At 73.1% G+C, this 21,504-nt stretch carries 19 protein-coding genes and 1 pseudogene; 11 read left to right on the top strand and 9 right to left on the bottom strand.

What is annotated here, in order from left to right; all coding sequences use genetic code 11:
- The first annotated feature begins 121 nt into the window (after positions 1 to 121).
- Complete coding sequence (locus IE332_RS30985; protein ID WP_189922891.1) at positions 122 to 535, top strand: hypothetical protein; 414 nt, start codon at positions 122 to 124, stop codon at positions 533 to 535.
- Between the two features lie 48 nt (positions 536 to 583).
- On the opposite strand, the gene IE332_RS30980 is transcribed toward IE332_RS30985, so the two are convergent.
- Positions 584 to 811: a hypothetical protein gene (locus tag IE332_RS30980; protein ID WP_189922889.1), complete on the bottom strand. Its 228-nt coding sequence runs from the start codon at positions 809 to 811 to the stop codon at positions 584 to 586.
- A gap of 296 nt (positions 812 to 1,107) precedes the next feature.
- On the opposite strand from IE332_RS30980, the gene IE332_RS30975 reads away from it, so the two are divergent.
- Positions 1,108 to 1,572, top strand: a complete 465-nt coding sequence (locus tag IE332_RS30975) for a hypothetical protein (protein WP_189922887.1) — start codon at positions 1,108 to 1,110, stop codon at positions 1,570 to 1,572.
- Positions 1,573 to 1,925: 353 nt separating this feature from the next.
- On the opposite strand, the gene IE332_RS30970 is transcribed toward IE332_RS30975, so the two are convergent.
- Positions 1,926 to 2,153 (bottom strand): hypothetical protein, encoded by a 228-nt coding sequence (locus IE332_RS30970; RefSeq protein ID WP_189922885.1) that lies wholly within the window; start codon positions 2,151 to 2,153, stop codon positions 1,926 to 1,928.
- Positions 2,154 to 2,540: 387 nt separating this feature from the next.
- Here IE332_RS30970 and IE332_RS30965 point away from each other — a divergent pair, with 387 nt between their 5' ends.
- The 6 genes from IE332_RS30965 to IE332_RS30940 all read left to right on the top strand — a co-directional run bounded on the left by IE332_RS30965 (position 2,541) and on the right by IE332_RS30940 (position 10,470).
- A complete protein-coding gene (locus tag IE332_RS30965) occupies positions 2,541 to 4,238 on the top strand; it encodes a rhamnogalacturonan lyase B N-terminal domain-containing protein (protein WP_189922883.1) in 1,698 nt (565 codons plus the stop codon).
- 312 nt (positions 4,239 to 4,550) lie between these two features.
- A complete protein-coding gene (locus tag IE332_RS30960; RefSeq protein ID WP_189922881.1) occupies positions 4,551 to 5,288 on the top strand; it encodes a helix-turn-helix domain-containing protein in 738 nt (245 codons plus the stop codon).
- Positions 5,289 to 5,357: 69 nt separating this feature from the next.
- Entirely contained in the window at positions 5,358 to 6,803 is a 1,446-nt protein-coding gene (locus IE332_RS30955; protein ID WP_189922879.1) for a CoA transferase, read from the top strand.
- Between the two features lie 139 nt (positions 6,804 to 6,942).
- The gene (locus IE332_RS30950) at positions 6,943 to 8,154 is read left to right on the top strand and encodes a CaiB/BaiF CoA transferase family protein (RefSeq protein ID WP_229929054.1); all 1,212 of its coding nucleotides are present in this window, start codon (positions 6,943 to 6,945) and stop codon (positions 8,152 to 8,154) included.
- A 103-nt stretch (positions 8,155 to 8,257) separates the two neighbouring features.
- Positions 8,258 to 9,406, top strand: coding sequence for an acyl-CoA dehydrogenase family protein (locus IE332_RS30945; protein WP_189922877.1), 1,149 nt, complete (start codon positions 8,258 to 8,260; stop codon positions 9,404 to 9,406).
- Positions 9,403 to 10,470 (top strand): acyl-CoA dehydrogenase family protein, encoded by a 1,068-nt coding sequence (locus IE332_RS30940; protein ID WP_189922870.1) that lies wholly within the window; start codon positions 9,403 to 9,405, stop codon positions 10,468 to 10,470. The genes IE332_RS30945 and IE332_RS30940 overlap by 4 nt, the downstream gene beginning before the upstream one ends.
- 214 nt (positions 10,471 to 10,684) lie before the next feature.
- On the opposite strand, the gene IE332_RS30935 is transcribed toward IE332_RS30940, so the two are convergent.
- The 3 genes from IE332_RS30935 to IE332_RS30925 all read right to left on the bottom strand — a co-directional run bounded on the left by IE332_RS30935 (position 10,685) and on the right by IE332_RS30925 (position 14,310).
- The gene (locus tag IE332_RS30935; RefSeq protein WP_189922868.1) at positions 10,685 to 11,239 is read right to left on the bottom strand and encodes a hypothetical protein; all 555 of its coding nucleotides are present in this window, start codon (positions 11,237 to 11,239) and stop codon (positions 10,685 to 10,687) included.
- 828 nt (positions 11,240 to 12,067) lie between these two features.
- Positions 12,068 to 12,580, bottom strand: a complete 513-nt coding sequence (locus IE332_RS30930; RefSeq protein WP_189922866.1) for a phosphotransferase — start codon at positions 12,578 to 12,580, stop codon at positions 12,068 to 12,070.
- Positions 12,581 to 12,750: 170 nt separating this feature from the next.
- Complete coding sequence (locus IE332_RS30925; protein WP_189922864.1) at positions 12,751 to 14,310, bottom strand: alpha/beta fold hydrolase; 1,560 nt, start codon at positions 14,308 to 14,310, stop codon at positions 12,751 to 12,753.
- A gap of 414 nt (positions 14,311 to 14,724) precedes the next feature.
- On the opposite strand from IE332_RS30925, the gene IE332_RS30920 reads away from it, so the two are divergent.
- Positions 14,725 to 15,084, top strand: a complete 360-nt coding sequence (locus IE332_RS30920) for a hypothetical protein (RefSeq protein ID WP_189922856.1) — start codon at positions 14,725 to 14,727, stop codon at positions 15,082 to 15,084.
- Positions 15,085 to 15,182: 98 nt separating this feature from the next.
- Positions 15,183 to 16,091, top strand: a complete 909-nt coding sequence (locus IE332_RS30915) for a hypothetical protein (protein ID WP_189922853.1) — start codon at positions 15,183 to 15,185, stop codon at positions 16,089 to 16,091.
- Between the two features lie 217 nt (positions 16,092 to 16,308).
- Here IE332_RS30915 and IE332_RS30910 read toward each other — a convergent pair whose 3' ends face one another.
- The 3 genes from IE332_RS30910 to IE332_RS30900 all read right to left on the bottom strand — a co-directional run bounded on the left by IE332_RS30910 (position 16,309) and on the right by IE332_RS30900 (position 18,579).
- Positions 16,309 to 17,217 carry a hypothetical protein gene (locus IE332_RS30910; protein ID WP_189922851.1) on the bottom strand — a complete coding sequence of 303 codons (909 nt, stop codon included), beginning with the start codon at positions 17,215 to 17,217 and terminating at the stop codon, positions 16,309 to 16,311.
- Positions 17,218 to 17,224: 7 nt separating this feature from the next.
- Complete coding sequence (locus IE332_RS30905) at positions 17,225 to 17,608, bottom strand: peptidase inhibitor family I36 protein (protein WP_229929053.1); 384 nt, start codon at positions 17,606 to 17,608, stop codon at positions 17,225 to 17,227.
- Positions 17,609 to 17,868: 260 nt separating this feature from the next.
- Positions 17,869 to 18,579: a helix-turn-helix transcriptional regulator gene (locus IE332_RS30900; protein ID WP_189922849.1), complete on the bottom strand. Its 711-nt coding sequence runs from the start codon at positions 18,577 to 18,579 to the stop codon at positions 17,869 to 17,871.
- Positions 18,580 to 20,052: 1,473 nt separating this feature from the next.
- Here IE332_RS30900 and IE332_RS30895 point away from each other — a divergent pair.
- Positions 20,053 to 20,469: a peptidase inhibitor family I36 protein gene (locus IE332_RS30895; RefSeq protein WP_189922847.1), complete on the top strand. Its 417-nt coding sequence runs from the start codon at positions 20,053 to 20,055 to the stop codon at positions 20,467 to 20,469.
- 255 nt (positions 20,470 to 20,724) lie between these two features.
- Here the strand turns inward: IE332_RS30895 and IE332_RS30890 are convergent.
- A pseudogene (locus tag IE332_RS30890) lies at positions 20,725 to 21,435 on the bottom strand (reverse transcriptase domain-containing protein); the annotation flags it as partial.
- Positions 21,436 to 21,504 lie beyond the last annotated feature (69 nt).

The raw sequence follows: 21,504 nt of genomic DNA, 5'->3' as shown, positions 1-21,504 counted from the left end.
CAGGATGGCGGCCGCTGTGGCGCTCACGCCGACAGCGCAGGCAGCACCTCGAACGGTGCCGAGGCGAGCAACGGCGCTCAGACACTTGACCGTTGGGTGCGGGCGGTGAAACCGTCCACAGGTGATCAATACTGCGGGGGAATCGACTTCGGCCCGACCGGACGACCGCGCCGCGTCCGTTCTGCGCTTCGCGGTGGAACTCGTCGCATGGGTGGCGACGCCCTGGGTGCTGGCCGGCCACTCCTGGCTGCTTGCCGCTCTGTCCGTGGTACTCCTGGTCGGCCTTCCCACGTGCTTCTCCACTCCAGGTGACAAAGCACAGGTGATCATCGCAGTACCGGGCTGGGTCACGATCCTTCTGGTGCTGCTCCAACTCGCCTCGGCCGTGGCTTCCTCATGGCTGGCCTGGCCTGTGTGGGCGGCCGGCCCCGTGACCCTGCTGGCCGCCGCGACTCTGGTCACGGAGCGCCGACGCTGGCGGTGGCTGGTCTCCGGCGAACCGACTCGTCACCCAGGGCACTCATCCGCCAGCTGAAGCGCTCAGTCACAACAGCCGGACGCCAGCGGCCTCCGGCCGCGAAGGCTACAGCTCGACGTCCATCCGTGCGACGTCGTTGAGCTCGACGTCGAGTCCGCCGGCGCGGCGGCCGCCGTCCTTGAAGTACTCGTCGCGCAGGGCCTCGGCGAGGATCGCTCCCTGCCGGGCCTGGGGTCTTTCCGGCGCCCGGGGCGAGGCCTGTGGCCCGCTCGACCTCGTCCCCGCCCCGGAGCTGTCCGCCGGCGGCGCGGGGTGTACCGGCTCGCCGCCCACCTCGCATACACCGCCGGCACCGGCGAGGAGCGGCACCGTCTGCGGGCGTTCATCGAACGGCACCGTCCCTCGCACCGAGGACGGGCAGACCGCGGCGCACCTGGCGACCTGCGCCGGGGTGTGGGAGAAGGCGGGGAGGGCCGGGCGTGGGAGCGGCGCTGGCGCTCGTTTCCACAGCTGGTGGTGGTCCTGGTCGGCACGGCGGCCTCCCGTGCGCGCTGTCGGTGCCGCGTTCTAGGATCAACTTCGTGTACCGAACACCGGTACGACAGGTGAACACGGCAGGGGGGACCACGATGAAGCGGACGAAGACGCGCACGCTCGCCGCAGCGGCCGGGGTGCTGGGGGTGACGCTGGCGTTCGCCGGGACGGCGTCGGCGCGGCCCGCCGATCCGGCACCGGCACCGGACGAGCCCTTCGGCCAGCCGGGGACGGGCCGGATCCTGCCGCCGGCTTCGGACGAGGACACCATGTTCTCGATCCCCGACTGGATCGGGAACGGCGGCGCGGTGACGGCCTCGGTGATCGAGACGCTGCCGATCGCCGTCACCGTCGGCTGTCAGGGCGGCGGTTCGGTGCAGGTGCACGTCGGCGGTCCGGCTCCGGCCGACTTCACGGTGCAGTGCCCGGTGGACTCCGTCGGCGTCGGCTCGGTGGACATCCCCGCCCGCCCGGGCCGGGACTTCCAGTTCACCGTGCACACCTCGGACCCGTCGATCCACTGGGGCATCAACGCCCTCCAGGTCCGCCCCGTCCACTGACCCGGAGCCCGGGGCCGGGGCCTCGGCCTCGCTCCGGGGGGTGACGGCCGTACGCAAACGTGCCCACCCGGGTGCGCGGTTCGCGGTCGGCGGCGAGCACCATGCGAGCCCGCGCCGGATCCCCGGGGCGGGCCTCGCGGGCCCGTTCCACGATCCGGTCGGCCCCGCTGCCGCCCGGCAGCAGGAGCCCGGTCACGCGACCCGCCTGGTCTCGGGTCTGGAAGGCGGCGTGGTCGTCGCGCCACTGCTGCGTCGGCCGGGTCACCGGCGCCGGCACGGCCCGTCGGGGCGGCCGGTGGCGGCCGCCCCGACGAGTGGTCAGGTGTCGGGGTTCGCGCTGGTCCGCTGCGGGCTCAGGTGGTGGTCTGGCCCGCCCCGTCCATCTCCGTCTTCCAGATGGGGGCACCCGCACCCAGGTAGTGCCCCTGGGTGTCGGTACCGACCACGCTGGTCGGGCGCCGCTGGCCGTCAGGGGCGTCGGCGCCGTCGCTGACGGCCGCGGCACCGACACCGACGAGCACCGCCGTGGTCAGGCCGGCAGCGGCGACGGCGTGGGCCAACCCACCACTCCAGTCAGGCATATTGATCATCCCCCGTAGTTCGCGGCCCGTCCGGTGACAGGCTCGACTGACGCAAAGTCAAGCACCGACATCGGGCTCGGACAAGGCGCAGACGGATGCGCTCGGCACTACGCGGCGGGTCGAACCTCCGACTGAACCCTGGAAAGGACAACGGCTGCACGGGTCAAGGGAGTTGGCGCGTGAGTCTGGGGGCTCAGCGGCTGGTGAGCCAACGGAGGCGGTGCGCCGGACGGGGCTGCCCGGGGCTGAGCGCTTCGACGGGCGGATCGTCAGCGGCAGCGGCGACCGTCACCGCCCTGCCCTCTGGCAGCGGTGCGGTGCCCACCTGTAGCTTCCCCATCTACCCGAACCTGTGACAGCCGTCGACCGAAGAGGAACGATCGCAGCATGAGCAAGCATCCTCAGAGCCGCCGCCGGTTCCTGGCCCGGGCCGGAGCGGCGGGCATCGCCCTGGGCGGGGCGGCGGCCGGCGCCGGTGGCGGCCTGTCCGGCGCACAGGCCGCCACCCCGGCGGGCGGCACGGCGAGCGGCATGTTCGGCTACACCGACGACGGCCGCGAGTACACCGTGCGCACCGGCGCCGACCTGGTCTTCCGGGTCAGCAGGAGCACCGGCGACCTGACCTCCCTGGTCTACCGGGGCACCGAGTACCAGGGCTACAACGGGCAGAACTCCCAGGTCGAATCCGGCCTCGGCCAGTCCACGGTGAGCATCGCCCAGCACGGCGGGACCATCCTGGTCAGCGTCGCCCACGGCACCCTGCGCCACTACTACGCCGCACGCCAGGGCGAGAACAACGTCTACCTGTGGACCGACAAGGCGGACGACTCGATCACCGTCACCCGCTACATCGTGCGCGTCCCCCCAGGCCTCTTCCCCAATGACAACCCCGACTCCTGGGACTCCACCCAGGACGTCCTCATCGAGGCGCAGGACGTGCGCCGCCGGCCCGACGGCACCACCCGGTCCAAGCACTACTCCAACCAACGGGTCATCGACTACCGGTACGTGGGCTGGAGCAAGCCCGGCGTCGGCCTGTGGATGGTGCGCAGCAACCACGAGAAGGCGTCCGGCGGACCGTTCTACCGCTCCCTGATGCGGCACTCCTACGAGAACGGCGCGGGCCTGTACGAGATCCTCTACTACGGCGAGAACCAGACCGAGCCGAAGCGCTTCGGCCTCCAGGGGCCGTACGTGCTCGCCTTCACCGACGGCGGCGCGCCCTCGTCGGAGCTGTGGCACGAGCGCGTCGATACCTCCTGGGTGGACGGTCTCGGCTTGGAAGGCTGGGTCGGCGACAGCGGCCGCGGAGCCGTGGCCGGGGTGGGCATTTCGGGCCGCGACCCCTCCCTCGCCTACACCGTCGGGTTCGCCAACGCCGACGCGCAGTACTGGGCGGCCGCCGCCCCGGGCACCGGCGCGTACGCCGCCCGCCGGATGCTGCCCGGCGACTACACCTGGACGGTCTACCAGGGCGAACTCGCTGTCCGCACCGGCACCGTGACCGTCCGGCCCGGCAGCACCACCGCCCTGCACACCATCACCCTCACCCCCTCCGACGACCCGGGCCGGGCTCCGGCGATCTGGCGCATCGGCCGCTGGGACGGCACCCCGGCCGGCTTCCGCAATGCCGGCCTGGTCACCCACGCACACCCCTCGGACGTGCGCGCCGAGCCGTGGACCGGCGACTTCACCGTGGGCCGGTCCACGGACGCCGACTTCCCCGCCTACCAGTGGCGGGACGTCAACGACGGCCGGAAGGTCACCTTCGACCTGACGGCAGAGCAGGCCGCCGCCCCGCGCACCCTCAACATCGGCATCACCACCGCCTTCCTCAACGCCCGCCCCCGGATCCGGCTCAACGACTGGACCTCACCCGTCCTCCCGCCCAGCCCCGAACCGAGCACCCGCTCGCTCACGGTCGGCTCCTACCGCGGCAACAACCACACCTACGCCTTCACCGTCCCCGCCTCCGCCCTGCGGCCCGGCACCAACACGCTCACCGTCACCGTCGTCTCCGGCAGCAGCGGCTCGCGATTCCTCAGCCCCGGCTTCGCCTACGACTGCGTCGAACTGCTCACCTGAACCCGGCACCAGACGGAGCCGCCCCAGCCACGGGCGGCTCCACCGGATGCCTCCGCGCACCCCCCGGGAAGCGCCCCGGACCGCCCGGCCCGATCGGCAGTCCCGAAAACGCGCCGACCCCGTCTCCGCGCCCGGGGAACGAGGCCCGGGGAACGAGGCCCAGCAGCCCGCGCCCGCCGGACTGAGCAGGAAAGGCCGGGTCGGCGGCGGGGGCCGGGGCCCTCTTGATCGTCGGAGTGGTGCGGGAAAGGATCGACAAGCCGTGTCGGCCCGAGCGGCCGACGACGCACACGAACGACGGGGTGGGGCGGGATGAGCGAGCACGGCCAGCGGCGGCGTCACCGTACGGTGGACCGGGTCGTGTGGATCCTGGAGGCCGCCGCGCGGGCGCCGGGCGGGGTGACCGTGGCCGAGTTGGCGCGGGCGGTCGAGGCGCCGGCGAGTTCGGTGCAGGATCTGGTCAACGGCCTTGTCGCGACCGGTTTTCTGCTGGAACAGCACCGGCGCTTCCGGCTTGGGCCCGCCCCGCACGTCCTCAATCTCATCGCAGGCCGGGTCGTCCCGCGGATCGGCCAGGCCGAACTCGACGAACTGAGCCGCGTCGCGGGGACCCCGGTGCTGCTCACGGTGCGGGTCGGGCTCGACGCCGTGCACCTCGCGCGCGGCGGCGAGGACGAGATTCCCCGGCTCGTGCCGCTCGCCGACGAGCACATGGCCCGGCCGCTGCTGCGTACCGCCGCCGGCCGGTTGCTGCTGGCCTTCACCGACGAGGTGGAGCGCCGTGGGCTGCTCGACGAGCTCGCCCGCCACGACCCCGAGGGCGTCGCCGAGTTCCGCCGCGCGCTCCCGGCGATCCGTGCGTCGCGGATCAGCCGCAGCGAGGGTCTGGCCGACCCCGAGGTCAGCGCGCTCGCGATCCCCGTCACCGAAGGCCCCGTCGTCACGGGCGCCCTCGTTCTGACGCACCGGCGTCGCGGCCGCTCGGAGCGTCTGGGTCTGGACCGGGCGGCGGCCCGGCTCCTCGCGCACATCCAGGAGGGGCGGAGGTGACGTTCGCATCAGTTCACGGATATCCGTGAACGCGGGCGCCCGTGCGGTACCGGGAACGAGCATCCCGGCATGACTTCGAACCCGCCCACCACGACCGGGCCGACGCCTCCGCCGTCCACCGGCGAGATGGTCTCCCGGCTGCTGCACACCCTCGGCGACCCCGACCCGGCCCGGGGAGCCGAGGACATCACCGTCGTCGGGGCCGATCCCCTGGTGCCCTCGGTGCACCGCCTCGCCGATGCCATGTCCGCCGCGATCGGGGTCTTCGGGCGGCAGACGGCGGCGCTCGGCGAACAGCGCGGCCACCCGCACCAGAGGGTCCGGGTGCGGGCCGGGGCCGCGATCGACCAGCTCATGGCGACGTATCACACGACGCTCTCGGGACGCCCGCTCGGTGCTCTCCTCGACGATCCGACGCTGCTCGGCAACAACGACTTCTACCGGGCCCGCGACGGCCGGTGGATCTTCATCATCACCACCTATCCGCATCTGCGGGACGCGGTCCACTCCGTGCTGAGGTGCGGGCTCGACAAGGTGGGGATCGCGCGGGCCGCGGCCGGCTGGGACGCCTTCACGCTGGAGGAGGCCGTCTGCGCGCGGGGCGGCGTCGCCTGCGTCGTGCGCACCCGCCACGAGTGGCTCGCGCACCCCGCCGGGCGGTACGTGGCCCGGCGTCCGGTCGTCGAGATCGAACGCGTCGGAGACGGACCGGTCCGGCCGCTGGAGCCGGTCGGTGAGGCCGAGGAGGCGCTCGCGGGCGTGCGGGTGCTCGATCTCACCCATGTCATCGCGGGTCCCGTCGCGGCGCGGCTCCTCGCCCAGTTCGGCGCCGACGTGCTGCACCTGTCGCGCCCCGACCGCCCCGACCCGATCCCGATGATCGCGATGACCGGCGGCGGAAAACGCAACGCCTACTGCGACCTGCGCGACGATCATGACCGCGCGGCCTTCCACGACACGCTCCAGGACGCGGACGTCTTCGTGCACGCCTACCGGGGACTCGCCCGGCACGGGGCGTCGACCGAGGAGCTCGTCCGGCGCCGCCCCGGACTCATCACCCTCGAATACCACGCCTGGGGCGCCGACGGCCCTTGGGGCGAACGCGGCGGGTTCGACCAACTCGCCTGCTCCGCAACCGGATTCGCCGTCGATGAGTGGACCGACCGGCCCTCGCTGCCGCCGACGTACCTGCTCAACGACTACCTCGCCGCCTACCTCGGGGCCGCCGCCGTCGCAACGGTCCTGCGCCGACGTGCGACCGAGGGCGGCTCCTGGCGGATCCGCGTGACCCTGGCCGGGGTGTGCCACTGGGTGCAGGAACTCGGACTCCTCGCGCGGGAGAGCGTACGCGACCTGCCCCGGCCCGGGCGGGCGCCACTCGCCGCGCTGTCGACCACCGACACGGACTTCGGCCCGCTCACCGAACCGGCGACACCGTTCGCGTACAGCGGGCGCCCGGTCCCCCAGCCCGGTCGGCGCTCCCCGCTCGGGTCCGCCGCCCTCCGGTGGCGCTGAGCGCTCCGCGGCACCGGAGTGCGCCACGCGCGGGCCGGTGAGGGCCGGTCGCGCGGTTCACCGCACCCCCTCGCGGCGCGATCCCGCCCGCCGTTCGCCGTTCGCCCGTCCCGCCCCGTTCCCCAAGGAGGACCGGAAGATGTCCGAGAAGCCGAAGATGTCCAGGAAGCCGAACAGCCCGTCCGGCCGAGGACTCCTCGCCGGAGTCCGCGTCGTCGAACTCGCCGGCGTGATCATGGCTCCGTACGCCGCCCAGCAACTGGGAGACCTGGGCGCCGACGTGATCAAGGTCGAGCCGCCCACCGGTGACATGACGCGCCACTACCCGCCACAGCGCCACCCCGGCATGGGCGGGGCGGCACTCAACCTGAACCGCAACAAGCGCAGCGCCGCCATCGACCTCAAGGCCCCGCACGGCCGCGACGCCCTGCTCGCCCTGCTGCGCACCGCCGACGTCTTCATCACCAATGTGCGCCCGCAGGCCCTGGAGAGGCTCCGACTCGGCTACGACGACGTCGCGGCCGTCAACCCCGGCCTGATCTACGCCAACGCCCAGGGCTTCCGCAGCGACAGCCGCTACGGCACCCACGCCGCGTACGACGACGTCATCCAGGCGGCCAGCGGCCTGGTCTGGCTCAACCACCAGGTCTCCGGCCAACCCCACTACGTCCCCACCGTGCTGGCCGACAAGATCTGCGGCATGCAGATCGCCCAGTCGGTCCTGGCCGCGCTGCACTACCGGGAGCACGGCGGCACAGGACAGCACATCGAGGTCCCGATGGCCGACACCATGCTCGCCTTCAACCTGGTCGAGCACCTGGGAGCGGCCGCCCTGGACACCGACGGGGCGTTCGGCTCGCCCCGCTCGCTCAGCCCGCGGCGCCGCGCCCTGCGCACCGCCGACGGCTGGATGTGCATCCTGCCGCAGAGCGACCGCAACTGGCGGGACTTCACCGCCTTCGTGGGCCGCCCCGAACTGGCCGTCGATCCGCGCTTCGCCACCGGCCCCGACCGGGCGGGCAACGCCGACGCGTTCTATCCGCTGCTCGCCGAGCTGACGCCACTCCACACCAGCGCCGAGTGGCAGGAGTTCTGCGACCGGGCGGGCATCGCCGCCGCTGCCGTGCTCGACCTGGCCTCCGCCGCCACCACCGCCTACGCCCAGGAGGGCGGCCTGCTGTACGAGGCCGAGCACCCCACCGAGGGCCGCTACCGGGTCATCGGCAACCCGGTGCGCTACTCGGCCGACCCCGAGCCTCGGCTGCGCCCCTGCCCGGCCATAGGCCAGCACACCGACGAGGTCCTCCGCGAAGTCGGCTTCGACCCCTCCCTGCTGCACCCCACAGGCTGACCGAAGTCCCGTACCGAGAAGAAGTCAACCGCTCGTCCACCAGCCCAGGAGCGAATGAACCATGTCGCCTTCAACGCCTTCAACGCCTTCAACGCCTTCACCGATGGCATTCCCCGACGTCGTCCTGCCCGAATCGGCCTGCCGGCTCCGCGCCGAGGTCCGCGCCTTTCTCGACGAGGAGCGCGCCCGCGGCACCGTACTCGGCCGCCCCGACTCCTGGCTGGCCGGCTGGGACCCCGACTTCAGCCGCCGCCTCGCGGAGCGCGGCTGGGTCGGCATGGCCCTGCCCGTCGAGTACGGCGGCGCCGGCCGCGGCTTCCTGGAGCGCTACGTGGTGATCGAGGAACTGCTCGCCGCCGGCGCCCCGGTCAGCGCCCACTGGGTCTCCGACCGGCAGGCCGGCCCGTCCGTCCTCCAGCACGGCACCGAGGAGCAGCGCCGGTTCTTCCTGCCCCGGATCGCCGCCGGGCGGTGCTTCTTCTCCATCGGCATGAGTGAGAAGGGCAGCGGCTCCGATCTCGCCTCGGTCGCCACCCGTGCCGAACGGACCGCCGACGGCTGGCGGCTGACCGGTACCAAGATGTGGACCGGCGGCGCCCACGTCAACGACTACGCCATCGTCCTCGCCCGCACCGACGACACCGAGGACAGGCACGCCGGTCTCAGCCAGTTCATCGTCGACCTGCGCGCCCCGGGCGTTCGGGTCGAGCCGATCCGGCTGATGAGCGGCGAGCACCGCTTCAACGCCGTCCACCTCGACGGCGTCGACGTCCCCGACGGCATGCTGCTCGGGCAGCGGGGCGGCGGCTGGAAGCAGGTCACCGGCGAACTCGCCTTCGAACGCAGCGGCCCCGAACGCTACCTGTCCACCTTCCCCCTGCTGGTCTCCCTGCTCCGCGAACTGGAGCGGCGCCCGGCCACCGCCGAACAGCTCACCCAGGTGGGCATTCTGACGGCCCGTCTGCACGGCATCCGCCGGCTGTCCCTCGGCGTGGCCGCGGCCCTGGACGCCGGAGCCTCCCCCGACACCCAGGCCGCCCTGGTCAAGGACCTGGGCACCCGGCTGGAGAGCTCGCTGGTCGACACCGTCCGCGGCATCCTGCCGACCCCGGCCGATCCGTACGCCACCCCCGGTACCCACCCGGAACTGCTCGCCTTCGCCCTGCTGCACAGCCCCGGCTACACGCTGCGCGGCGGCACCAACGAAATCCTTCGCGGCATCGTCACTCGCGGTCTGGAGCAGCACCGATGAACACCCACACGATCGACACCAGCGCCCCCGTCATCTCCGCCGACGCCTACGACACCACCGCCTTCTACGCCGACGCGGACTCCATCGCCGTCGTCACCAACACGACCGCCCCCGACGCCGTGGCCCTCCCCTCCCCCGGTGCCTCCACCGCCCAGCTCCTCGCCGCCGCCCAGGAAGCAGGACGCCGCGCCGTCCCCGGCCCGCTCGCCGAGACCGCCCTGGTCGCCCGCCCCCTGCTGCGCCGCGCCGGCCTCCCCGTCCCCGACGGCCCGCTCGGCTACGCCGTCGCCCCCGAGCTGACGATCCGCTACGCCCGTCCGGCCGCCTCCCCCGTCGGCTCGGCCGGCTGCTCGGGCGACGACGACACCCTGCTGGTCACCGGCACCCTGCGCCGCGTCCCCTGGGCCCGCACCGCCACCGCCGTGGTCGTCCTGGCCACCGCCCCCTCCGGCCCCGTCCTGTTCACCCTCGCCCCCGACCGGGCCGTCCTCGCCCCCGGTGTCAACCTCGCCGAGGAACCCCGCGACGACCTGCACCTCGCCGCCGTGGAGATCCCCGCCGCGCAGGTCCGCCGGGTCTCCCCGGAACTACTCGACGAGGCCCGGCTCCGCGCGGCCCTGGCCCGCGCCGCCCTGATCGCCGGAGCCGCCGAACGCTGCGTCGACCTGACGGTCGCCCACACCACCGCCCGCACCCAGTTCGGCCGTCCGCTCAGCCGCTTCCAGGCCGTCAAGCAGGAAGAGGCGCGGCTGATCGAGGAAGCCGCCTTGGTCCGCGCCGTGGTCCAGGCCGCCGCCGTCCCGCTGGACATCGGCGGCCCCGCCGCGCACTTCGCCGTCGCCGCCGCCAAGACCCAGGCATCCGCCTCGGCCGCCGAGATCGCCCGCATCGCCCACCAACTCCACGGCGCCATCGGCATCACCCGGCTCAACCCGCTCCACCTCGCCACCACCCGCCTGTGGTCCTGGCGCGACGAAGACGGCGACGAGACCTATTGGGCGCCCCGCCTCGCCCGGCCCCTCACAGCCACCACCCTGTGGCCCGCCCTCACCGCCACGCCCTGACCCCTCGCCCCCACGCCCTGCTCGCCACCGGGGCCCGTCAGGGGTCTGGTGGGCGCCAGCTGTCCCCGCCCCCGCGCCTGTCGTCATTCGACCGAGCATTCGACCGAATGACGACAGGCGCCTCGCTGACGGTCGCCGGGCAGATCAGCGAGTGGGCGGGCCGCGGCCAGGACCTTCTCTCCGAAGCCGGCCGCGTTCCGGCAGCGCCCTCGGTTCACGGGGTGGCGACGATGAGGACGCAGCCGCTCGCGCCGGCGGTCCCGTTCTCACCGTTCTGCCCGTGGGGTTGTGCTCTCCGGCCGCCGTTGCCGCCGCGTCCGCCGCTTCCGCCGTTGCCTGTCGTGGCGCCGGCGGGACAGTCGCTGGTGACGGCGGGAGGCAGGGTGACGGTCCCACCGGTGCTGCCGGTCTGACCGTCGGTCACCGCGGCGCCGGCGGTGCCGGTGTAGAGGGTGGGGGTGGCGTTCACGCCGGTGGCGGTGGCCGCGCAGACCGGGTCGGTGCCCTCCTGGCCGCCGGTGGCCTGGGAGAAGCCGCCGGAGCCACCCGCCCCGCCGCCCTGGCCCGCCGGGCTGCCGGCGGTTCCGGAACCGCCCGGAGGCCGGTTGGCGGAGCCGTGACCGCCGGCTCCGCCGCCTCCGCCGGGCGCGAGGATCTCGATTCCACCGGGGCCGGTGACGGACGCGGCTTGGCCGCCCTTGCCGCCGTGGCCGGGGTTGCCGGCGGTGCCACCGTAGCCGCCCGCCCCGCCGGAAGTGGCGAAGGGCACCGTGACGTCCAGGACGGTACCCGGCTGAAGCCCGGTGAAGGTGCACGTGAGGGCTGCCGCCGCCCGTGCCGCCCTGGCCGCTGACGCCGTCGCCGTAGATGCCGCTGGCATCCTGACCGCCGCCGCCGCCGCTACCCGCGGCGCCCACGGCCATGACGGTCAGCGTGCCGGCCTGGGCCGGGACGGTGTACTGGGCGAGGCCGGGGGCGCAGACGGATGTGGAACCGCTGGGAGGACAGGACAGGACGGGAGTGATCAGGACGCATCCCGGCAGACCGTCGCCGAATCCGGGGAGGCCCAAGCCGTCCCAGGCACCCGGGCCGCCCGGGCCGCCGAAGCCGGCCCCGGGGCACTGGGGTGCGAGACCGTCAGGAGAGATCGTCCCGCCGCTGCCGCCGTCCAAGCCGGGTTGCCCGGCCGTGCTGGTGGCGGCCGGGCCCGCGACGGCCGTCAGCCCGTTGCCGGACGCGGTACAGGTCGGTGAGGTGCCCGGCTGGCCGGCGGTCGCCTCCGGAGAGCCGTTCACCGAGCCGCCGGCGCCCCCGCCGTCGCCGCCACCGGCACCGGCACCGCCGTTGACGCCGTCGATCTCGTCGACGCTCCCGGCGCCTCCTCCGCCACCGGCGGCGGAGACGACCAGACCCGAAGCGGTGACGGAGGCGGCCTGGCCACCTCCGGCAGGACTCAGGATCTGCGAACTCTCCTCCAGCGCACCGGCGTTGCCGCCGGCCTGAGTGCGCAACGGCGGTCCTGCGCGGCGTCATGACCGACCCGGCCCGACCCGCCCGGAGCGCCCCGACCTCGATCGAGGGGTTCCGTGCTGGGGAGTCAGCCCCAGGTGAGCGGGTCGAGGTGGAGGTAGAAGCGCAGACGTTGGTGGTCCAGGGTGATGCCGTACCTCTTGGCGAACGCCACGTCCGCGGCCTGTGCCTGCTCCTCGTCCGTCCACGTCTCCCGCGCGTCGGCCAGGAGCAGTGCCAGGTCGGCGTAGCGGTCGGCCCGGCCGAGGCGGCCCAGGTCGATGAAGCCTGACACGTCCAGGGCCTGTGGATCGAGCATGATGTTGGGCAGGCACAGGTCCCCCCGGCAGACGACCGCGTCGTCGTCGTACCAGTCGAGGGCGGCCGGGCCCAGTACCTCCTGAGCGCTCAGCCACACGATCCGGTCGCGCTCCGCCGCCAGGTTCGCCGCGTCCACGGCGGGCACGCACTTGGCGTACCGGCGGGCGTCCGCACTGCGGAAGACGAAGGCCTCCGACTCGCCGGTGGTGACAGGCAGCCAGTCACCGCCGATGCCGAGCAGTGCCGGTGACACGACCCGCGGGCCCGAGCGATCGTCCATAGCGGCCACCCTGTCCAGCACGGCCTTCCCCCTGGGCCGGCCCGGTTCCGGCCGACGGTACCCGAACTGCCTGGTGCGCCGTGCCTGCCCGTCGGATCGGCACGGTCCTCCCCGAGCCGTTCCCCCACCGGCCTCGATCCGGCCGCGCCGCGGCGACGGGCCCTGCCCGGCTACGCCTTGGTGCAGGTCAGGTCGGCCTCCGGCAGGCGCCCGGCGGCCAGGTAGGCGTTGACCGCGTCGTCCACGCACGCGTTGCCGTACGTCCCGTAGAGGCCGTGCTGGTCGGCGCCCCGCAGGGTCAGCAGCCGGGAGCCGGGCAGCATCCCGTGCAGCGCGACGCCGTCCCGGTAGGGGGTGCGCGGGTCCCCGGTGGCGGAGAGGATCAGCGCCCGGGCGCCGCGGCGCACCTCGGTGGACGGCTCGCGCGGGGGGTCCAGGAAGGCGCACGGGGAGATGTTGTCGAGCAGCGGGCCGGACAGCGGGTACCGGGCGCGGTCGCGCTCGATCCGGCGCCAGTAGTCCTCCGGGTCGCGCGGCGCGGTGCCGTCCGCGCACAGGATGGCCTGGGAGACGCTGCCGGACGGCGACCCTTGCGGGGTGAACAGGAAGCGCAGGAGGGCGGTGGTCCCGTCCGAGGGGGTGACCGGCCTGCCCTCCGCGGCCTCGGCGAGCATCGCCACCAGCTCGGCGAGGACCGCCCGTTCAGCGTCGGAGTCGCCCGCGAGGTTCCCGAACAGCAGCAGCGGCACCCGGGTGTCGTCGAGCTCGAAGGCGCCCGCGCCGGTGCCGACGACGAGCGGGCGCGCCGCGGCCGCCCGGACCGTTCGCAGCACCCCGGCGACCACCTCCTCGCGGGTGCGGCCCAGCCCGTACGTGTCGTGGCGGGCCGCCGCCCAGTCCGCCCAGTCGGCGAACGCCCGCTCGTTCTCCGGCGCCATGTTGGGGAGCAGCTCCGGCCCGGCGTGGGCCGGGGCCAGCGCGCTGTCCAGGACCACCCGGTCGTAGCGGCCGGGGAACATCTGGGTGTACACCGTGCCGAGGTAGGTGCCGTACGAGAGGCCGAGGTAGGAGATCTGCCGTTCGCCGAGCGCGCCCCGCACCACGTCCATGTCGCGGGCCGCGTCGCGGGTGCTCGCGTGCGGCAGCAGGTCCCCGGCCGCCGAACGGCACCTGGTCGCGAGGTCCCGCTGGAAGGCGACCTGGCGTTCGAAGGAGGCCCGGCTGGTCCCGGCGGAGGTGATGCTGTAGCCGATCGGCCAGTCGCAGTCGAGGGGGGCGCTGCGGCCGACGAAGCGCTGGTCCAGCCCGACGATGTCGAAGCGGGCGGCGGTGTCCTTCAACGCGGCGTGCACCCGCGGCGGGGCGCCGAGCGTCGGACTGCCGGGGCCGCCGTCGTTGAGCAGCAGCGTGCCGACCCGGTGGCGGATGTCGGTGGCCTTGATCCGGGAGAGCGCCAGCGTGACGGTGCGTCCGCCGGGGTCGCCGTAGTCGAGCGGGACGGTGACCTCCGTGCAGCGGGCGCCGGCCCGGTCCAGAACGGCGCCCTCCTCGTCCTGCGGGCCCTGGGCGCAGCTGTGCCAGGCCGGGCGCTGCTGGTAGTAGCGGTCGAGCCCCCGGGGGATGCCGGCGGCCTGTGCGGCGGCTTCCGCCGGTGCGGTGGCGGCGGCCGTGGTCAGGCCGGCCACGAGGGCGAGAGCGGCCGCGGCGGCGCGGCGGCGGAGGTGGGTCATGCCGTCTCCTCGGCGGTGCGGGGCACCCTCTCATCGTCCCTCACGATCGTTACCGGGTGGCGGTTTTCCTCAGGGGCTCGGCCCGCCGCCCCTGGCGGCCGACCTCGGTCCGAGCCGCCTGCACCGGCGGCCGGGCCCCGCGATTCGAGCGGAGGACCCCCGCCGCCGGGCTGGGGGTGGTGCACGGGCCGGGTTCTACGCGGTGAAGCGCAATCCGATCGTCCCCCTTCCCCTGGTGGGCCGGGAGCCGACGGCGGTGAACATGTCGTGTTCCGTACAACTTCGGGGTGGTTTCGCGGCTGTCCGGCTCCGGCCGGGCGGCTCGCGCCGCCGTTGCGTCCGACGGCCATTCTCTCCATGGGCCGCGATCACACCGGCGCCTCGACATCCCGATACTCGACCGAAGGATTCCCCATGCAGATCGGCAGGAAGCTCCTCACCCTCACCGCCACCGCCGGCCTCGCCCTGGCCGGGCTGGCCGTGGCGGCACCGGCGAACGCCATCGGCGGAGTGGGCTGCCCGACGAACGGGCTCACGGTCACCACCAGCGGCAACGGCAACTTCTGCGCTGCGGGCTCCATCGGCTACAAGAACACCAGCAGCCTGTTCGGGATCGGCCAGATCGACCACGTCATCTACGAGTCGACCAACTGGAACTGGGCCGCGTTCTACAACTCCAGCGGCGTCATCAAGCTGAAGCCCGGTCAGTCCACCGGCTACCTCGGCGGCGTGATCACCTACGCGCTGGAGATCGACAACCCGAACTGGACGTGATCCCCGGCCCCACCGGTCCGTGAATCCGGCACCCGCCACCGACCCGCGGTCGCCCGTGGCGGGTGCCGCTCCGCCGCGCCCGCTCCCGGAGGACGGAAATGAAGCGCTCCACGACCTCGGCCCTGACGCTCGTCCTGCTGACGGCCCTCGCGGGCTGCGGCACGGGCGGCACCCGCACCGCTCCCCCGCAGCTGGGCGAGATCCCCACCATCACCGGCGTCGGCCAGGTGGTGCGCCCGATCGACGTCTACCTCCCCACCACGGCGCAGACCCGGACCGTGGAACGGGCCGCCTACCTGACGAGCGCCCTCTGTCTGCGACGGCTGGGCATCACGGAGCCTCCCGGCCCGGACCCGGCCCGCGCCGAACCCGCCGACCGGGACGTCCGGTCCCAGCTCTACGGGTACTTCGCCCCCGACCGCGTCGCGACCACCGGATACGACGCCGTCGTGGCCACCGGCACCGGGCAGCCGACCTCCGCCGCCACCGTGCAGGTACTCACCGGGCGGGACGCGGCCGGCACCCCCGTCACGGACTTCCAGGGCCGGGCCGCCCCCAAGGGCGGCTGCCTCCAGGAGGGCCTGGACGCCGTCGGCGGAGCGGTGTTCCTGAGCTCCGACCCCTCCGCCCTGCCCGGCGGCGGGCCGAAGGAGCCCCTGACGGATCCTCGCGTCGTGGCCGCCGACCGGCAGTGGAGCAGCTGCATGAAGGACCACGGCTTCACCTACGCCACCCCGGCGGACGCCTACATGGACCCGCGCTGGCGCGACCGCACGCACGGCGCCGCGGCGTCCGCCGCCCACACCCCGGCCGAGCTCGCCACCGCGGCCGCCGACGACGCCTGCAAGCGGTCCACCAACTTCATGGGGATCGCGGTCGCCGTCCAGGCCGCCTACGACCGGCAGTACATCGCGGCGCACCCGCAGGAGCTGGCGACGTTCGCGCAGGGCGTCAGCCGGCACGTCGCCGACGCGCAGAAGGCCGTCGCGGAGGGCGCGGCCGGGTAGCGCAGGCCCGGGTGGCCCGGGTGGCCTGGGACGGGGGCGGTTTCCGGGCCCGGGCCCGGGTTCGGGCCCGGGTTCGGGCCCGGGTTCGGGCGCTGGGCTGGGCCGGGCCGGGCGGATTCGCCTCTCGGGTGCGGGGCGGCCGGTAGGGGCGGCGGGTGGTCCGCTGCCGGGGGTTCCGCTGGTCGGTCGCCGGTGGGGACGGGCGGGGGTGCTGCCGTCAGCGGGTACCGGTCGGGGACGGGTGGCTCGCGCGGGCGAGGGCTTGCCGGCGCAGGCCGCGGAGTTGGTCGAGGAGGGGCTGGTCGGTGCCGAGCACGGTCTTCTCGACGTCGGACTGGATCTGTTCCACGGTGGCGGCGAGGCCGGACTGGTCCTGGCAGCGGGCCGAGGTCTTCGCGAGGGAGAGCTCGCCGCCGATGAGGTCGTGGGTCTTCGCCGGGTCGCCGCCGTCCTGTTTCACCCGTTGGTCGATCACGGCCACCGGGTCCGCCAGGTGGGCGGCGCTCTGGTGGGCTGAGGACATGCAGTCACGCCAGTGGCCTTCGGCGGTGGTGTACCGACCGTCGGCCTGGACCCCGCTGACGACCTTGTTGCCGAGCACCTGGAAGGTGTTGAACAGCCGGAAGTAGTCGGGGCCGTAGAGGGTGTCGCGGGCCTGGGTGAGGCAGGAGTCGCTGTTGTAGTAGAACTGCTGGTGGTCGGGCAGGTCGACGGTGACCTGGTGCGCGTCCGTCCCCAGCAGGGCGGCCTTCCATGCCTGGTCGGCGTCGTGGTCCTGGTTGGGGTCGGCGGCCTGCTTCAGGTTCAGCGCCGTGCTGATCACGCCGAAGCCGTCGTCGGCGGCCTGGTCGCCGCTGAGCAGCCCGTACGGGTTGGCGTCGACGCGGTGGTCGCCGGTGACGAGGCCCTGGGGGCGGTAGGCGAAGCCGCGCTCTCGCATGCATCCGGTGACGAGGACTTCTTCGGCGTCGTGCAGGGCGGCGCGCTGCCGCTCGTCGTAGTGGGTGACGCCGCCGAAGGGACGCGGCAGGGCCCCGGGCGGGGTGGTGCCGCCGGACGAGGAGCATCCGGCGGCACCGAGGCCCAGGAGGACCGCCGCGAGGGCGAGGGTGGTCCTGGTCTTCATCACTGGATCAGACCGTGCACCAGCGGTTGGAGAGGATCGTGGGCAGGTTGTCCCCGATCAGGGTCCAGCCCTGGCCGCGGTAGAGGATCCAGCCCTGGCCCTGGGCGTTCTTGTCGGCGTAGACGACGACGTTGCAGCTGTTGCCGTTGTTGAACGCCGAACCGCCCTGGCTGTGGGCGAAGTTGGTGTACTGGCTGAGGTCGTTGTTGTCCTGGTAGACGGTCTGGACGCCGCCGCCGTAGTTGGCGTTCCAGTACACGCAGAGGCCGCCCGCGTTGCAGCCGGACGGCGCGGCCTGGGCGGCGGGGGCGGTGCCGACCAGGGTGAACAGGGCGGCGCCGGCGACGGCGGTCGCGGCGGCGGCCTTGGCGATGCGCGACTTGATGGTCACGGAGGTGTCCCTTCCAGGGTGGTGTGAGCGCTGGCTCGGATTCGTGTGCTGGTGCCGACGGCCGGTCGATTGCTTCCGGCCGCCGCGTTCCGGGGAAGAGCCTCTCCGGATCGTGATCACGCCGCTATCCGCTTTCGTGGTGGCGGGTTTTCCCGTCTTGTGGATAGCGGAGCGGGGCGGAGGCTCTTACACACCCGGACGGGCGGCCGCTCGGGTCGCTCGGTCGCTGGGTCGCTCAGGTTGCTCGGTCGCTGGGTCGCTCAGGTTGCTCGACGGCTTCGGCGCAGCGTCTCGGACGGCGGCTGTCCGAAGGACTTGCGGTACGCCGCGCTGAAGCGGCCGAGGTGGGTGAAGCCCCAGCGGCAGGCCACGTCGGTCACCGTGCCCTGCGCCTGGCCGCCGGCGATGGCGAGGAGGTCGCGATGGGCGTGGTCGAGCCGCAGCTGGCGCAGATACGCCCGGGGCGTGGTGTTCAGGTGCGTGCGGAAACCCTCTCTCAGGCTCGGCAGACTGGCGCGCGCGGCGAGGGCGATGTCCGCCACCGAGACGGCCTCGTGCACGTGTTCCTCGCAGAACGCCTTGGCCCGGCGTACGGCGGGTGGCAGGGCGGCGGCCGAGTCGCCGGCCGTCAGGGTGCCGCTCTGAGTGTGGTGTCGGGCGTCCGGTGGGCCGTCGATCGGGAGCTGTTCGACGTGCCGTGCTCCCAGCGGAGAGCGGCGAGTCGACGGCGATGCGAGGAACTCGTTGAATCCCCGGACGAGTTCGATCCACGCGCCGGCCAGCGGGTCCTGCTCGTCGAGCACGGGGTCGGAGCTCCCCGAAGCGATGGAGGACTTACCCCTGTGTGCTTCCAGGGCCTGCGCGACGACCCAGCCCGGAATGGTGAGGACGTAGTTCCGTGCCTCGCCGTTCCACGTCATCGAGACCCGGCTGCCCGGGCCGGCGGTACTCCGCGTGGACGGCAGGGCCATGCCGTCCACGGTGACGACGCCCGTACCCGACAGGGGCAGCTGAACGGTGTGGATCCCCGCGCGCGGCCGGACGCTCCTGGCGAGGCGCCGCGTTGCCCGTCGCCCCATGACGAACGTGGGGAACGTGGGGAACGCCCACCGCCGCGGACGCGATGCCGGAGGTCGTGATCGGACTCGCCACGGCGAGCGCGTCGTCGGATGAGCGTGATTCGCCGTCCGCAACGATGCCCGAAGCCCACGAGGGCGAACACCCCCGCTCCGTCCCACCCGGCGGCCCCGCTCCGTCCCACGCCGCCTGGCCGCGGTGTGCGACGCGATCCGGCAAGGGATCGAGACCGCCGCGACCTTGGCGGGACAGCCGCAACCGCGGCTCCGCCGGCGGCCCATGACCCGGCCGCGGCGGACAACGGGCCGGGTCCGGGCCATGGCCCTCAAGGTTCCCGGCTCCGCGGGGACGGCGTGCCCGACTTGAACGGGCCGGTCGACCGTGGTCACTGACAGCTCCGACCAGGCAGCGTTGATCGCGAAACGGCGCGAGGGGAGGGTGATCTGACGGCCAGTCCGATGCTGATCTCGCGCATGGTGTTTCCCTCCCGTTGGCGTGCGCGCCGTACCGGCGGCGCATCGTGTGCTCCGAGACTAGGCAGCAGGTATGCCTCCGAGGGGTATCCAATTGAGCGCCGTTCCCGTGGGCCATTCGGACGGCCGGAGGCCGCTCACCTGGCCCCTTCCCCGTTGCCCGGGGCGGCCGGAAGCCCCTCCCCTCCGCGAAGGCGAGACGAACCCCGCGCCGCCGAGGACCGGGCGCTATCACCGCTTGGTCCCGCCCACCGCCGAACACTGCGGGCGCCGCGGGAGCAGCGGGAGCAGCGGCGGGTGCTGGGGCCGGTGACGCCCGGACCTGCCCGTCGAGGGCGGCCGGAGCGATCTCGCACCGGGCGGTCTTCCCGGGCCGCTCGCCTGCACGTTGCGGCGGGGCCGCGACGAGTCGGTCCCCGTCGCGGCCCCGCCACGGCGCTGCTCCCCGGGGTGAGGGCGACGGCCCCCGTGACCGCCGCCACGATGATCGACAATCTGCGCATGACGCACTCCTCCCGAAACCCGCGCCCACCCGCCGGGGCGTGCACGCACCAAGCTACGAGGAGCGGCCGGTTGGTATCCATGACCGCGTACCGGTAACCCGTTCGGCCGTATTGAGCGGACGATATGCCTGTCAGATCAAACGGCCGTCACATGAGCGCTTCCCGGGCAGCGCCAAGGAGCCGTGGGCGGCTGAGGCGCATTGGGCCGCGCGCGCTGTGCCGGGTGCGCCGTCGTCCGAGGCGCATCCACTTCCGGGACATTGACCATTCCTGGCTTGCGAACGAATACTGTGAGTTGCCGTTCGGGTGACGTCGCCCATGGTTTCGCCGACGAAGTGGAAATGTCCGAAGGCTTGATCCGCTCACGATCCACGAACGTCGAGGAGTTCCCATGAAGTCGCGATTCGTACGTGCCGCCGGGGTGGCGGCCCTGGCGGCCGGACTGCTGACGGTGCCGGCGTACGCCGTCCCGACGGTACAGACGGCGGACCTGGCCGCCGACACCTACCTCACGAACGGGCAGGGCACCGGCAGCTGCCCGTCGGGCCGACTGTGCCTCTACCGGGACGCCAACTACAACGGGGGCGGCAGCGCCCCGATGCTGGTCACCCGCTCGAACGTGTCCTACCTGGGTGCCTACAACTTCAATGATGCAGCCAGCTCGTACTACAACAACACCAACCTGCCGGCGGTGCTCTACGAACACGCGGACTACGCGGGCGGACAGCTGGCGATCCGATCGTGGGGGTACGGCAACCTCGACAGCTCCTGGAACGACAAGGCATCCTCCCTGCAGTTCTTCTCGTAGCCCCCGCACCGGCCCCACGGCCGGCACGGCCACGGGAAGACGCCACTCCGCGCCGGTCCAGGCCTTCAGCAGGTCCTGGAGGAGACCCAGGACCTGATAGAGAGTCAGGCCGGCGTGTGGACTTTCGGGTCGAGCCGCCCGAGGGTGAAGCAGCCTCGGCGGGCTCCACCGGGCGGGACGGCGGGGTGGAACGCCCGCCGGGGACACCGCCCACCACGGCCGGCGCACGGTCGGTGAGGCGATCTGCTCGCGCAGCGTCTCGACGTCCTCCCTGGCACCGTGCACCATGACGACGAAATCGTCGGCATAACGCACCAACCGCCAGTTCGGCAGTCCTTTCTGACGCCGCCGCTCGCGCCGCTTCTCGCTCGACATCGTCCCACCCGGCTGCCACGGCCCCATCACGTGCTCATCGAGCTCGGACAGTGCAATGTTCGCCGATAGCGGTGACAGGATGCCGCCTTGCGGAGTACCGGTGTCGGAGTCCTCGTGTCGGCCGTGTTCGGTCATCACCCCGGCTTTGAGAAACGCCTTGACCAGCGTCAGCACACGCTTGTCCTTGATCCGCCTCCGCACCCGGTCGATCAAGGCCGAGCGCGATATCGAGTCGAAGCACGCCTCGATATCGGCATCCAGCACCCACTGGTACCGCTCGGTGCCGAACAGATGGATCTCGGAGATAGCGTCATGCGCCCTCCGCAAAGGCCGGAAGCCGTAGGAGACCGGCTTGAAGTCGGCCTCGAAAATCGGCTCCAGCACGAGCTTCAGCGCGGCCTGCACCACCCGGTCCGCAACGGTGGGAATCCCCAGCCTGCGGACCTTTCCGGAACCGCCCGGCTTCGGGATCTCACGCTCCCGAACAGGCAACGGCCGGAACGAGCCGTCCTTCAACTCGGCTCGCAGGTTGTGCAGGAACCCGAAGACCCCGATCTGTCGCTCGACGTCTGCGACGGTCAGCCCGTCCACGCCAGCCGGCTGGCTGCCGGCGGCCAGGGAACCGGACTCGGGTGGTTCCCGTGTTCACTGCGATTCGCA

It is taken from the genome of Kitasatospora xanthocidica (genome assembly GCF_014656195.1).
GTDB classification, from domain to species: Bacteria; Actinomycetota; Actinomycetes; order Streptomycetales; family Streptomycetaceae; genus Kitasatospora; species Kitasatospora xanthocidica.
This window is presented reverse-complemented; position numbering and strand designations above follow the sequence as displayed.